Origin of the sequence: Yoonia sp. R2331, assembly GCF_041103235.1 — a bacterium.
Taxonomy (GTDB): domain Bacteria; phylum Pseudomonadota; class Alphaproteobacteria; order Rhodobacterales; family Rhodobacteraceae; genus CANMYO01.
The window spans coordinates 107,296-120,459 of record NZ_JBGCUN010000002.1; the positions used below are offsets into that span (position 1 = coordinate 107,296).

Genomic DNA, 13,164 nt, shown 5'->3' on the forward strand with positions numbered 1-13,164 from the left:
CACTGTGGTCGCGGGTGCAACGGTCATTTTCGCAGTATGTTCCTACACCTTAAAGGAGATTAACCAAAAAGCTACTGCCGTAGGTGGAACGTATACGCACACGGCGGGAAGGTGTGATAGATGCCTGACGCAAGCATGATCTGGCCCAGCAGAACCGCTTCTTTCAGCAAGGTATTCACAAAGGGTTCTAGAATCGTGTTGTGGTAATCCTCGTCCCCCAAATCCAGATCCGGCGGGTCCGTGCCCTCCACAAAGGCCTTTCCGATTTGCCTGCCAAGGTCCGCGCTGACCCCATCGCCGCTGGCCCCCTGCACGATCCGGTAGACCTCTGTATAGGTGATCACATCCCCGGTCTTAAGCTTGTTGAAAATGTAGTCGACCAGTTTGCTGACGAAAACGTTGATATCAGGCGAAGCATTGGCTAACGCCACGATTTCATTCATGATTTCGAACTTGTCGCCAAGCGTCTGGTTATCAATAGTGAACAAGATCGGCATCGCCTCAAAAGCGGCACCATAGTCCCTTGCGAGCCCTGAAAAGTCGATTGGCCCGGGGCTCTTGCCCGGTGACGCGGCAGGATTGGCGATGGCTGGCGGCATGGTCTTGTTGCCCCAAGCCAGAACGTCCGCAAGAAACGGCACCATCCGGGTCTTGGCCTGCATCGAGTTCAGGATTTCATCTTTTACATGACGCGCCCGGATCGGGATATCGGACCCCATCGACAGATCGCCGCCCATCTCCTTGGCCGTATTTGCGTGCAAACCGGCTGCGTTGAACGTATCGCAACGAATATTCAAATCATCATGCTCTGACAGGATGCGGATGCAGGCGGCCGAAGCCAAACCGCCACCCAAAGAGTGGCCCGTGACAATCAGCCGCTTGTTCCAATCCTTCTTGGCGTCGGCTGCGGCACGGGCACCGGCCTGACCGGCAGTCACATATTGCGGCGGCACCTGCCCCAGCCCTTGCGCAAAATTCACCGCCCAATCGCCGTTGGTACCATAAAACAGTGCTGCAGAGGCTGTCCATTTCACGGTCAAGGTTGATCGCGCCCACCGCCAACCCCCGACCCGCACTGTCTTTTCGCCCGCGAGATTGCTGAACAGGTTTTCGCGAAGAGGCAGTTGCTGCGACAGCTCTGCCATCGTCTTGCCCATCAGGTCCCCTGCGCCAGCGGATTTATCAAATACCTGATCTTCAACAAAGCGGGCAGAGGCCAAGGGCGTATCGAGATCAAAGTTGAATTTGAGCTGTAGCCCCATCGCAATTTCCGCGAAGTCCTCAGGCTCGCTGTCCGAACCGCGAAACACCAAGACGGGCGGACACACGGAATCCGGGTCGTTGTCGTTGCCCGCCTTGGGTTCGTAAAAGCGGCACAGAAACCCGTCAGAGTTCTTCATCTCCCATTTCATGGTCCAGTATTGTTTGACCTCATCTAGCTTCGGGCGCAGCTCAGGCGGGAGGTCAGCCTTCTGGCTATCGTAAATATCAAGGTTTAGCAGGCCTGCGTATTGCACACACAGGTCGGAAATTGCGTCACCGGTGCTGGTCGAACTACCCGTCATGCCACTTCTCTTTGCCGACCTGATTGTCGTTGTTCACACGCTGATCCGGGTCATCGTCAGACCGGATTTCTGTGGGCGCCAGAAAGAAGCCGCCGATGTCGTCGGGGATAGTCAGGTCTATGACGGCCTGCGCCGCCTCATTGGGTGTGCGGCCCAGGTTTGTATACGCCGCCTCCATCGCACGGCCCAAGCCCCAAGCCGTTGCCAGATCACTGGGACCAGACGCATCGCGATACTGATCGGCAACACGCTCGTAACGTTCAAAGAAGGCGTCAACGACATCGGTTGGACCGGGCTTCAACAGTTCCGCTTGTGCCAGTCTGAAAATCAGCTCGCAACTCATCAGATTGGCGTTCGCCAAACCTTCAAAATAGCTGTCAAACACGAAGGTATCATCGGGATCGGCGTCCGCGGGTTTGTGTCGCAACCAACCGTCCGCGCCATTCTGCAATAAGACCATTGCGGCCTCCAGATTGTCGCGCGGCGTTGCGTGCAGCAAGTCTCCAATGCTGGAATAGTAGTTATTCACCGCAGCTGGCGAACCGCCTTGTTCCAGCCACAGGTTTAGAAACTTCATTCCAGGCCGGTAATCCGGGAACCAAACGCGCCAGCCTTCGGTGTGATAGGTCACCGCCAGAAACGCCATTTCATCGGCGTTGAACCGGGCATTTGCCCCAGCCGCGACAAGCGCCTGCGTCGCTTCAAAGTTGCGTGCCAAGACAGCCTCACGCAGCAGGGTATGCCCAAAAGTCGGCGCATCAGCTGAGAATGGCATCGACCAGCTGCGATCAAGGTCGTCTCCCAGCGCCGCGATCTGATCGGGCGTCGGCACAGCGCCGTCCAGGATGACCCCAGCGACCTCTGTCACCAGATCTGGCGCGTCTGGAAAATTGGTGCTCACGGTCATCTCCTTACTTTCCTTTGCCATCTGCGCAGCATCTTCTTCGGCCTGTGCTGTGCGGGTCGCCGACTGCGCGGCCAGATTGTTCAACCCATCTTCCAACCCGCTTGCGAAACGGTTCACCTGCCACATCTGAAACGCCCAGAACGCGGCGGCGGCGACCAGCGCAAGAACAGCGCATATGATCAATACGCGGCGCATGGCGTCAGTTGATCTTGACCATCTTGCCCAGAATTTTCACCAGACTGCTTGCCGTCAGGGAAATCTTTTTGCCGTTGACGTTGATGTCGCCCTTCGCCGTCATCTCGATCCGGCTTTGCCCCACTGTAATTGTGATCTTGTCGCCTGCAGTGATTTCGATGTTCTTGCCTGCATCCAGCGTGTAGTTGTTGCCGATTTTGCTGTCCTTGTCCTTACCCACCTCTTCAGAGTGGTTTTCGCCGATAGTCTGTACCTTGTTGACCTCGACGGCCATATTCAGCGACCCCTCGCCGGGACTGGACCCTGCCTTGCCATATGCACTTGGAACAGTCGGCAGACCTTCAGGGCTATCAGACGAACCCGCGGGAGTGACCGAGTTCTTGTTGCCCGGCCCTACGCGGATATCCATGTTACCATCGACAACCTGCAGTAGATTGTTGCCAATCTCGCTGGCCTTGTCGTGGCCAACGCTTTCGACCTTGTTGACGTTCACCCGTTCGGACTGGTTGTTCTCAATCTTGGCATTGCGGTCCTTTTGGGCGTGGATAAAGATTTCTTCCTCGCCGTTCTTGTCCTCGAACCGCAGTTCATTGAATCCCTTGCCCTGATGGGTGTCCGTCTTGAACGTGCTACGCGTCTTATGCTCTGGCAGGTTGTAGGGAACCGCGTTCTTGCCGTTGTAAACGCAGCCCGTTACTAGCGGTTTATCAGGATCGCCTTCAAGGAATTCAACCAGCACCTCCATCCCGATGCGCGGGATGACCATGCCACCCCAGCCGTTCCCAGCCCAGTTCTGGCTGACGCGGCAGCGCATGGAATAGGCGCCCTCAAGGTCCCAGTGGAACTGCACGATGATCCGGCCGTAGTCATCGCAATCAATCTCGCCCTCACCCACGACAATCGCGGTCTGTGGGCCGTGCACCAGCGCGCGCGGGGTCTTGCGCACAGGCGCATAGGGTTCATCAACCGGGACAAAGCTATAGGTCGCTTTAAACACATAGCCGGGGTCGTTGTTGCCCGAAATATAGGCCTGATCGGCAAAGGAATGCGTCGCAGACAGGCACAAATAAGATTGCCCCACCACCTGATCTGCTGCTTGCCCCACAAGCTTGACCTTCATCCCTGCGCCAAGGCTGATGCAATCGCCCTCGGCCGTGTGCCGGTGATCCTTGCCGCGTTCCTGGGTGATCCGGGTGGCGATCAACGCCTTGCCGTCATCCTCGGTCAGATAGAGACCCGGATAGTCATAAGCCTCAATCTCACCCTCGGCATAGGTGGCGTCGCCTTTGCGGTCCACATCCATCTTGGCCGTCGGCACCCTGAAGTTGAAATCCTTCAGCAGTACCGCACCCGTGGTCATGTTGCGGGCCTTTTGCCATAGCCAAAAGTGCTCTTCATCGGCGTCATGATGGCCCGCGACATCCATGTAGGGTCGGCTGTCTGCGATGACGTCATCAAAGCTGTCAACAGCGTCGGTGATCACCATGGTATGCGACCCTGCCGCATGCTTGAAATGGAACGATAGGCCAAACCGCTCCATCATCCGGCGCGCAAAAGCCAGATCGCTTTCGCGGTATTGGACGGTGTATTCCAGCTCTGGGTAGGACTTCGTTAGCGAAATCTCATAGGCCGGATCACCCAGGCCTGAATAGGTGTTCAACAGCTCTTCGAGGATTTGTACCACCGTCATGTTGTGGAAAATCCGCTGATTGCGCCGCTTGTCCAGCAGCGCAAACCACGGCTCCAGCGTCAGCCGGAACACCGCGCGGTCATCCGTCTCACCAATCCAGCGGCCAGAGGTGACGATCCCGTCAAAATACCGCGGCCCATGATCGCGCGACATGACCACAACGGTCGCGTGGGTCCCCAACAAACTGTCAAGTTTTACGGAGGTATCCGCACACTGCGCCTCGACCTCGTAGGAAAACAGATCATCGACGTAGTCCGTGCCGTCAAACTGCCGAAGGTGCAGAATGTCCTTGCCCAGATCAGTATGCAGTTGCGCGGTACGCATCAGTTGTGACGTCTTAGCAGCCATTATTCTGGTCCCGTCATCATTTCATCATTTCACAGCTTCGGCGGCTCGAAATACAAAAGCCGACCAATCGTATTGCCAGGTCCATCTGGGCCAGAGCAGTTCATTTCATACAGGTTGTTGTTCTGGATCAGCTCTCTGCCATCCACCAACACCGTGCCGTGGTTCGCGATCGGGCGGCACCAGCCACGGTTCACGTTGGACTTGATCCCGCCAACGGTGCCCGGCTCATCGCCCACAACCTTGTCGGTGCGCGACGCCATCGTAAACGCTTCTTTGTCCGTGATCTTGACGCTTGGCACCGTCTTGGTGGCCCAATCAAGACGCGAGATGATCATATAGGGGATCGGCACCACCGCATTGCCGACCGGTGTTTTGCAGACATCCGGGGCCATACAGATGATTGTCGCGTTCGGGCCCTGCTTGCGGGCAATTGTCATATCCATGGCATTATCCGATCTTCACACTTTGCAGCTGGCCGCTTGTGAACCGCTCAGGCCCCGTCACAAGCGTGCGCCAGACAAGCGTCACCCGATGCTGCGCTGGATCAGGATCCGCCACATCAATATGGAGCGTGTCGAGCTTCATGGTATGGTTCTTGCTCACGTTCTCGCCTTCTGCTGCCAGCATCAATTTCACACCTGGAAGTGTCAGACTGCGCCGACCGCCGCCTTCGGTCATACCGTCCAGATGAATCGTTTCAGTTCCCTCCAGCATAGGCTCAATTTGCAGCGCGTGGGGCGCTGCGTTCCAAAAACGAAGATCATAATCCTCTGGCATGCGGGGGTGTCGGGTTGATTCCCAATCTTCGTCAAACGTGCCTGCATGTACCCGACGAGGCAGCCACGCTTTGGCCACTGGCCCAAAGCCATGGACTGTCAACAGTGCCAGCGGATCCTTGATCATGAATTCGGCGATGTTGCCGATCTGTGCGGCAGCAAAGCTTTGTTTTCCTTCGAGGCTTTCTTTGGTGGCATAGCCCTGACCAGCCGGATTGAGGTCGTAAATATCGGGCGTCTTGGCATCGGGGTCACCCTGTGCCGGTCCGCCGTAAGCCAGATCATAAGTCAACGGCACCTGCGACACCGGTTCGGGGTCTGACAAAGACCATCCCATCACGCCCCTGCTCCACAATGTGGGCCCACGCACGCGGCAGGCATAGTGCAACCGGTCCGGAATATTGACCGACACCTCCCAATCCTGCGCGGGCTTGCCACCCGGCGCATGTGCCACTGCGTTCATGGTCAGGTCGGTAGCCACCTTGGCGGGGGCGATTTCCTGTTCCATGAGCAACCGGGACGTAGCAACCTCGGCGGCGAATACGTCCGACATCTCAAGTTCGGGGCCCGGTTTAACGGATTTCAGCGTGCCATCTTCACGGATTTCGAACTGTGCCTTGGCAACCGCGACCCCCACTTCGGAATCGTCCGTATGCCAGTGTTTGAAAAAGATCGTGCCAAGTGGCAGCAGTGTTGAAAGATGCATGTGGGATTCAGAATCCAAAACCAGAACAATGACACCAGACTGACAAGCCAGGGCCTGCCTGTCCAGAATATTGCGGGATTCCGGTTGTTTACCCTATCCCGGTCGCGCCAATCCCTTGACCAGCAGGCAATTGATCTCCTTATAGAGAATATTCGCACCTATTGGAGCGTGGAAAGACATGTCTCAGCCCCTTCAACTGCATCTGTCTGGCCTGTCCTGCGCTTCTTGTGTGGCGCGGGCGCAGACAGCATTGCGCGCGGTGGCAGGGGTTAAAACGGCGGATGTAAACCTTGCCAACCACACCGCATCAATCACACACGATGGCGCAACGCTGCACGATCTGACCACAGCATTAGAAGGTGCGGGATACCCGGCGCAAACTGAAACGGTCACGCTGACGCTGTCCGATCTAACCTGTGCGTCTTGTGTCCGCCGCGTCGAAACCACTTTGCTGGCTTCTCCGGCGGTGCAAGACGCACAGGTCAATCTTGCCACACAATCCGCTCGCGCGACCTATGTCGCCGGTGCAGTTACCCCGGCTGCACTGGCGCAAATCGTCACACAATCGGGTTATCCTGCAAACGTTGCCACCCAGACCGCGCCCGAGACGCAGATTGATAAAGAGGCCGCGAACCTTCGCGCAGCGGCACTAATCGCCGCCGCCATGAGCCTACCTGTCGTGATCCTTGAAATGGGCGGGCATTTGTTTCCTCCGTTCCACCACTGGATCGGGCGGACAATCGGCCACCAAACCAGTTGGATCATCCAGTTTGTCCTGACCTCTTTGGTACTGTTTGGTCCAGGGCGGGTATTCTTTGCCAAAGGCATCCCTGCCCTTCTGCGCCGCGCGCCAGAGATGAATGCGCTTGTAGTGCTGGGCACCTCTGCCGCCTGGGGCTATTCCACGCTTGTGCTGATCGCGCCCGCGCTGTTTCCACCCGGCGCTCGAGCCGTCTTTTTTGAGGCCGCGGCCGTGATCACAACACTGATCTTGATGGGCCGCTGGCTTGAGGCGCGCGCGAAAGGCCGCACCGGGGCGGCCATACGCAAACTTGCCGGGCTAAGGCCCACGTCAGCGCAGGTTCTGCGCGCGGGCAAGATCGTTTCATTGCCACTCGATCAACTACGCATCGGAGACACTGTCATGGTCCAGCCAGGCGCACGCATTCCAGTTGATGGAATCGTCACAGCAGGCGGATCATGGGTCGACGAAAGCATGCTGAGCGGTGAACCCACTCCAGTCAAAAAGGCGCCAAGCGATCCTGTGACCGGCGGCACCGTCAACGGCACCGGCGCATTGGAAGTGCAAACCACCGCGGTTGGAGACGACACAGTTTTGTCGCAGATCATCGCGATGGTTGCGCAGGCGCAAGGCGCAAAGCTGCCGGTTCAATCCCTTGTGGACCGCGTGACCGGCATCTTTGTGCCCATCGTGATGCTTATCGCGTTGCTTTCGGTTCTGGCGTGGCTGGTATTTGGCCCTGACCCCGCCTTGTCCTATGCACTTGTTGCAGGTGTTTCGGTGCTGATCATCGCCTGCCCTTGCGCCATGGGTCTGGCAACCCCCACCTCGATCATCGTGGGCATCGGGCGCGCGGCAGGCGAAGGTGTGCTGTTCCGCAAAGGCACCGCCCTGCAAAGCCTCGAAACCATCCGCGTGATCGCCTTTGACAAGACCGGAACCCTGACTGCGGGCCAGCCGGAATTGACCACACTGCGACTAGCGGAAGACACGGACAAAGACATGCTCTTGCCACGTCTTGCCGCGGTCGAGCGTCAGTCAGAGCACCCAATCGCCAAGGCAATCTTGCGCGCGGCAGGCGATGCGCCCCTGCCCAAAGTGACCGATTTCGCCGCCATGCCCGGCCAAGGCGTTATCGGTCAAGTCGAAGGGGCAACTGTGACGATCGGCGCGCGCAGATTGTTTGAAGCACACAAGATTCCGCTGGGCGAATGGCACCAAACTGGACAGGACATTGCGAAATCCGGGGCAACGCCGCTGTTTGCCGCCATAGATGGTCGCATTGTCGCGGCACTTGGAGTCTCCGACCCAATCCGGCCAGACGCCGCAAACACCCTCGCCATCTTGCGGGCAAAAGGCATCAAGATCGCCATGATAACTGGGGATGCACAGCCGGTTGCCGATGTAATCGCGCAGCAGCTCGGGATTGATGAAGTCGTGGCAGAGGTCATGCCCGATGGCAAAGTCGATGCAATCACCCGGCTGCGCACCGATTTCGGGCCCATCGCCTTTGTCGGCGACGGGATCAACGACGCACCAGCGCTCGCCGCCGCTGATGTCGGTGTCGCTGTTGGCAACGGCACGGACGTCGCCATCGAGGCCGCCGATGTGGTGTTGATGTCGGGCGCTTTGCCCGGTGCGGTGACAGCGCTGACGCTTAGCCGCGCAACAATGCGCAATATCCGCCAAAACCTCTTTTGGGCATTTGCTTACAACATCGCGTTGATCCCCGTCGCCGCCGGGCTTCTTTATCCCTCATTTGGTTGGACGCTTTCACCTATGCTAGCGGGCGCTGCGATGGCGCTCTCTTCTGTTTTTGTTGTGACAAATGCCTTGCGCCTTCGGACCGCGCCTTTGACCTGATGCGACCCTGAAATCGCGAACGAACTCAAAACACTAAAATTTAAATCTTTTCGATCAGGGTTCCGAGGATCACCTTGGGATTCGGGCCTTGAAAGTCATTCGCAGATTCAGACACATGATGGAAAAACGGGCGCGGGATATCCCGCCCGAAGGTCTGTGGAAGCGTTACGTCGCTGGCATGGTGCTTGTTGTCCTACTGATCCTTTCGGCCCACCAAGCCAACAAAACCACAATCGAACAGGGGCTTGTCGACGCAAGGGTCATCAATTCATCCGGCAAGATGCGCATGCTGACGCAACGGATATTGCTGTTGTCTGTGGAACTTGCGAACGACGCCAACCCAGACGTAAGTCTTGACGACTTGGCGCATGCCATCTCGACCTTTGATGCAACTCATCACACGCTCAGTACTGACGCGACGCTCAGCCCGCGCATGCGAGCTGCCTATTTCGATGCACCACTTCATGTCGATGCCCGTGTCCGACTCTTCTCTGCTGCGGCGCGCGGTATTTATGTCAGCCTTGAACAAAGCGTCGCAGTGGGGCCTGCGTTGAACACGTTGTTGTCACTTGGTCACGATGGTCTTTTGCGAGACCTCGACCAAATGGTGACCATGTTTGTTGTCGAAGCGCAGCAAGCGCGTGAAACACTTCGCGTTCAACAAACCATCATCCTTGGCGGCGCAATAATGGTGATTATTTTGCAGGCCATGTTCATCTATGCACCCGCGCATCTGACGGTAACGTCGACGATTCGCGCACTGCGTCAGAATGGCCAGACGTTGATGCAAAATCAGGTCAAGCTGCGACAGTCTCATGCTGCACTTGAACGCGCCGCGACCCACGATGCTTTGACCCAACTGCCGAACCGAACATTTTTGGTTGGTCAAATTGCGCGCGAGATCCGCAATCAAAATCCAAGCTTCAGCCTCTTGCACCTGGACGTGGACAGGTTCCGCGCGATCAATGAAATCGCCGGGGAGGAAACAGGCGATGCAGTCTTATTGTTTGTGCGCGACGTACTCCAGCACTGCGCCCGAGAACATGATTGTGTTGCCCGCACCGGCGGCGACGAATTCATGATTCTGACTGATGCAAACCCGGATGATCTGATTCATAAGATTCAAAGGGATGTGGCGCATCCCGCAAATCTGTCCGGTCGCCGGATCGAGGTTGGATTGACAATTGGACATGCGACCGCCACGCCCGATGTGACCGACCCGCTTGGCATCATTTCTCACGCGGAGCTCGCACTCAAGACTGCAAAGAAACAAGGCCGCGGTGCGGTGCAGGCCTTTGCCCAAGACCTGAAAGATGCACGCAATCAGCGTGACCGACTGGCGGCGGAACTGCCAAATGCCCTGCGAAGCGGGCAAATCGTGCCGTTTTTCCAGCCGCAGATTGCGCTCGCAGATGGCACCCTTGCCGGGGTTGAGGTTTTGGCTCGCTGGCAGCATCCAGAACACGGCATTGTACCACCGGATGTGTTTTTGCCACTCGCCGCAGCAGAGGGGCTCTCGCGCGAGTTGGATCAGATGGTCTGGTCGAAGGCAATGCAGCAGTTCCAGCCCTGGGCGACGGGTGAGATAGCAATCCCGCGCCTGTCGCTTAACGCAGCCCCCGAAACCATCGCCGATCCACGTGTCGTGACAAATCTCCTCGTTGATATGAACGCCTATGGCCTGCAACCGGAACATGTCGCAATTGAAGTTCTGGAAACAACACTCATCAGCAGCATTGATGACACCGCTGCGATTAACATCGACCGTCTGATTGGGGCGGGCATCACCGTTGAATTGGACGACTTTGGCACCGGCTACGCTTCGCTATCAAAACTGATCCAACTAGACCTGTCCGGCATTAAGCTGGATCGGTCCCTAATCCAGCCCTTGCCGCAAAAAGACGCCGAAAGCATCGTGCGCGCGATGCTTGCCATTGCCAATGAAATGGCGATGCATGTCGTCGCCGAAGGTGTTGAAACGGACGCGCAGCTATCCTACTTGCGCGCGTCCGGTTGCGACATTGGGCAGGGCTACGGCATTGGAAGACCGATGGTGGCCAACGACTTTACAAATTGGGCCGCAGATTACCTGCGTCAATCGCGCGGGAAATTGTCGCCGGCAAAGCTCCGGGCTTGAGAACACGCGCGCCAGCCCGTATTTGAAGTTCAACAACCGGATCGGACAACCTCATGGCCAATTATCTTTATCAAAACGACCTGCCCGATGGGCTGGACCTTGGCGCCGTGGTCGCGATCGATTGCGAAACCATGGGCCTGAACCCCCATCGCGATCGGCTGTGCCTGATCCAGATGTCGGGCGGCGATGGAGATTGTCACTTGATTCAGGTTTCTCAAAATCAGACCGAGGCGCCGAACCTCTGTGCGATGCTGGAAAACCCTGACGTTCTGAAGCTGTTTCACTTTGGCCGATTTGATATCGCAGCCCTGATGCACCGCTTCGGCACGACAACAGCCCCGGTATATTGCACCAAAATTGCATCGAAACTGGTGCGCACTTTCACCGACCGACACGGGCTCAAAAACCTGTTGCAGGAACTGGTCGGTATCGACATTTCAAAGCACCAACAGCAAAGCGATTGGGGCGCGGAATTGTTGACCGAGGCACAATTGGATTACGCGGCATCCGACGTGCTCTATCTACATCGGCTCCGCGACACGCTAGACCAGATGCTGGCCCGCGAAGGTCGGACCGACATTGCCGCCGCCTGTTTCGATTTCTTGCCAATGCGCGCGCGGCTCGACCTGGCAGGGTGGCCCGAAACCGATATTTTTGCCCATTGATATGGCGAACAAGGCCGATCACCTGACTATCGCCCGTCGCGTCATCCTTGACGAGGCTGCGGGCCTGTCTGCTCTGGCTGACGGTCTGGGTGGTGGGTTCGAGGCGGCCGTTGATCTGATCTTGCGGGCCAAGGGCCGCATCATCGTTTCGGGCATCGGTAAATCCGGCCACATCGCGCGCAAGATTGCAGCGACCCTCGCCTCGACCGGGACGCCCGCGCAATTTGTTCACCCGGCAGAGGCCAGCCACGGTGACCTGGGCATGGTTACCAGCCATGATATCGTCCTGGCCCTGTCCAATTCAGGCGAAGCACCGGAACTTGCCAATCTTGTCGCCTACACCCGCCGCTTTCAAATCCCGCTCATCGCGATTTCCAGCCGCGATCAAAGCACGCTTGCGAAACAAGCGGACATTCGCATTAACATCCCGCAACTGGGTGAGGCTTGTGGATTTGGCGTGGTTCCCACGACCTCGACCACCATGTCGCTAGCCGTTGGGGACGCGCTTGCCATTACCCTGATGCAAGCACGCGCATTCACGCCCGCTGACTTTCATGCCTTCCACCCGGGCGGCAAACTGGGTGCGCGGCTGTCGAAAGTGTCTGACCTGATGCACACCGGTGATGCGATTCCCAGCGTCGAAACCGCGACGGCAATGGCCGACACCCTGTTGGTTATCAGCCAAAAGGGGTTCGGCGTGGTGGCCGTGACAGGTCGCGATGGATCATTGGCCGGCGTGATCACCGATGGTGACCTGCGCCGCCACATGGACGGATTGATGTCAAAAACCGCGGGCGAGGTCATGACGCCAAACCCCACAACAATCGCCCCATCTGCCTTGGCCGAAGAAGCGGTGGCGCGCATGTCCGGCAAAATCACCTGCCTTTTTGCGGTTGACGACCAGAACCAGGTCGCCGGAGTCCTGCATATTCACGATTGTCTGCGCGCCGGCGTCGTCTGACCCATGACCGAAAACACAGGCATGCGCAGCAGGGTGATCGGATGGCTCAAGATCCTGCTGCCGCTGGCCGCACTAGCACTTTTGTCGACCCTTTTCCTGTTTGCCCAAGATCCCGGCGAGACCCCGGACATTCCATTTGCCGAACTAGACCGCCTTGCGCGCGAGCAGCGCATCACAGCACCCCGATTTAGTGGTGTGACCGACGATGGATCAGTGATTGCGATTACCGCGCAATCGGCCAAGCCAGAAGCGGGCGCAGATCTGACAATCCTTGCGCCGCAACTGACGCTGGATGCATCCGACGGCACGCGCCTGACAATTAAGGCTGGGTTTGGCAGGCTTAACAGTCTGGCGCAAACGGCGGAACTGGCAGGGCTGGCGCGGCTGGAAACCTCCACCGGTTATTTGATGGAAACCCAAGCCCTGACGGCCGATCTGACAACTGGGCAAATAGCCTCGGCCGGTCCGCTTGAAATTCAGGCGCCTTATGGCAGCATCACCGCCGGGTTGGTCACAATCCTGGCATCCACAGACGGAACCGGCCAGCGCATGGATTTCACCAATGGCGTAAGACTGCTATATGACCCGAAAGGACAACGTGAATAGGAC

The 13,164-nt window shown here is 57.5% G+C and carries 10 protein-coding genes; 5 read left to right on the top strand and 5 right to left on the bottom strand.

From position 1 onward, the window contains the following. Positions 1-71: 71 nt before the first annotated feature. The 5 genes from AB3Y40_RS15325 to AB3Y40_RS15345 are packed head-to-tail and all read right to left on the bottom strand — an operon-like array spanning position 72 to position 6,187. Entirely contained in the window at positions 72-1,565 is a 1,494-nt protein-coding gene (locus AB3Y40_RS15325) for a hypothetical protein (protein WP_369439748.1), read from the bottom strand. Continuing rightward, positions 1,555-2,667 carry a hypothetical protein gene (locus tag AB3Y40_RS15330; protein ID WP_369439749.1) on the bottom strand — a complete coding sequence of 371 codons (1,113 nt, stop codon included), beginning with the start codon at positions 2,665-2,667 and terminating at the stop codon, positions 1,555-1,557. The genes AB3Y40_RS15325 and AB3Y40_RS15330 overlap by 11 nt, the downstream gene beginning before the upstream one ends. Before the next feature lie 4 nt (positions 2,668-2,671). Beyond that, positions 2,672-4,705 carry a type VI secretion system Vgr family protein gene (locus AB3Y40_RS15335; RefSeq protein WP_369439750.1) on the bottom strand — a complete coding sequence of 678 codons (2,034 nt, stop codon included), beginning with the start codon at positions 4,703-4,705 and terminating at the stop codon, positions 2,672-2,674. Between the two features lie 29 nt (positions 4,706-4,734). Beyond that, the gene (locus AB3Y40_RS15340; protein ID WP_369439751.1) at positions 4,735-5,148 is read right to left on the bottom strand and encodes a DUF4150 domain-containing protein; all 414 of its coding nucleotides are present in this window, start codon (positions 5,146-5,148) and stop codon (positions 4,735-4,737) included. 4 nt (positions 5,149-5,152) lie between these two features. Continuing rightward, positions 5,153-6,187 (bottom strand): DUF2169 family type VI secretion system accessory protein, encoded by a 1,035-nt coding sequence (locus tag AB3Y40_RS15345; protein ID WP_369439752.1) that lies wholly within the window; start codon positions 6,185-6,187, stop codon positions 5,153-5,155. 178 nt (positions 6,188-6,365) lie between these two features. On the opposite strand from AB3Y40_RS15345, the gene AB3Y40_RS15350 reads away from it, so the two are divergent. The 5 genes from AB3Y40_RS15350 to AB3Y40_RS15370 all read left to right on the top strand — a co-directional run bounded on the left by AB3Y40_RS15350 (position 6,366) and on the right by AB3Y40_RS15370 (position 13,161). Continuing rightward, positions 6,366-8,792 (top strand): heavy metal translocating P-type ATPase, encoded by a 2,427-nt coding sequence (locus AB3Y40_RS15350; RefSeq protein ID WP_369439753.1) that lies wholly within the window; start codon positions 6,366-6,368, stop codon positions 8,790-8,792. Between the two features lie 118 nt (positions 8,793-8,910). Further along, positions 8,911-10,929, top strand: coding sequence for a putative bifunctional diguanylate cyclase/phosphodiesterase (locus AB3Y40_RS15355; protein ID WP_369439754.1), 2,019 nt, complete (start codon positions 8,911-8,913; stop codon positions 10,927-10,929). Positions 10,930-10,982: 53 nt separating this feature from the next. After that, a complete protein-coding gene (locus AB3Y40_RS15360; RefSeq protein ID WP_369439755.1) occupies positions 10,983-11,594 on the top strand; it encodes a ribonuclease D in 612 nt (203 codons plus the stop codon). Between the two features lies 1 nt (position 11,595). Beyond that, on the top strand, positions 11,596-12,555 hold the full coding sequence (locus AB3Y40_RS15365) for a KpsF/GutQ family sugar-phosphate isomerase (protein ID WP_369439756.1): 960 nt from the start codon (positions 11,596-11,598) through the stop codon (positions 12,553-12,555). Positions 12,556-12,558: 3 nt separating this feature from the next. After that, positions 12,559-13,161 carry a hypothetical protein gene (locus tag AB3Y40_RS15370; protein WP_369439757.1) on the top strand — a complete coding sequence of 201 codons (603 nt, stop codon included), beginning with the start codon at positions 12,559-12,561 and terminating at the stop codon, positions 13,159-13,161. The last annotated feature ends 3 nt before the right edge of the window (positions 13,162-13,164 follow it).

What these genes read in the sequence shown, in the direction of transcription:
- AB3Y40_RS15325 (WP_369439748.1), bottom strand. Translation starts at nt 1,565, where the DNA reads ATGACGGGTAGTTCGACCAGCACCGGTGACGCAATTTCCGACCTGTGT.
- AB3Y40_RS15330 (WP_369439749.1), bottom strand. Translation starts at nt 2,667, where the DNA reads ATGCGCCGCGTATTGATCATATGCGCTGTTCTTGCGCTGGTCGCCGCC.
- AB3Y40_RS15335 (WP_369439750.1), bottom strand. Translation starts at nt 4,705, where the DNA reads ATGGCTGCTAAGACGTCACAACTGATGCGTACCGCGCAACTGCATACT.
- AB3Y40_RS15340 (WP_369439751.1), bottom strand. Translation starts at nt 5,148, where the DNA reads ATGGATATGACAATTGCCCGCAAGCAGGGCCCGAACGCGACAATCATC.
- AB3Y40_RS15345 (WP_369439752.1), bottom strand. Translation starts at nt 6,187, where the DNA reads ATGCATCTTTCAACACTGCTGCCACTTGGCACGATCTTTTTCAAACAC.
- AB3Y40_RS15350 (WP_369439753.1), top strand. Translation starts at nt 6,366, where the DNA reads ATGTCTCAGCCCCTTCAACTGCATCTGTCTGGCCTGTCCTGCGCTTCT.
- AB3Y40_RS15355 (WP_369439754.1), top strand. Translation starts at nt 8,911, where the DNA reads ATGGAAAAACGGGCGCGGGATATCCCGCCCGAAGGTCTGTGGAAGCGT.
- AB3Y40_RS15360 (WP_369439755.1), top strand. Translation starts at nt 10,983, where the DNA reads ATGGCCAATTATCTTTATCAAAACGACCTGCCCGATGGGCTGGACCTT.
- AB3Y40_RS15365 (WP_369439756.1), top strand. Translation starts at nt 11,596, where the DNA reads ATGGCGAACAAGGCCGATCACCTGACTATCGCCCGTCGCGTCATCCTT.
- AB3Y40_RS15370 (WP_369439757.1), top strand. Translation starts at nt 12,559, where the DNA reads ATGACCGAAAACACAGGCATGCGCAGCAGGGTGATCGGATGGCTCAAG.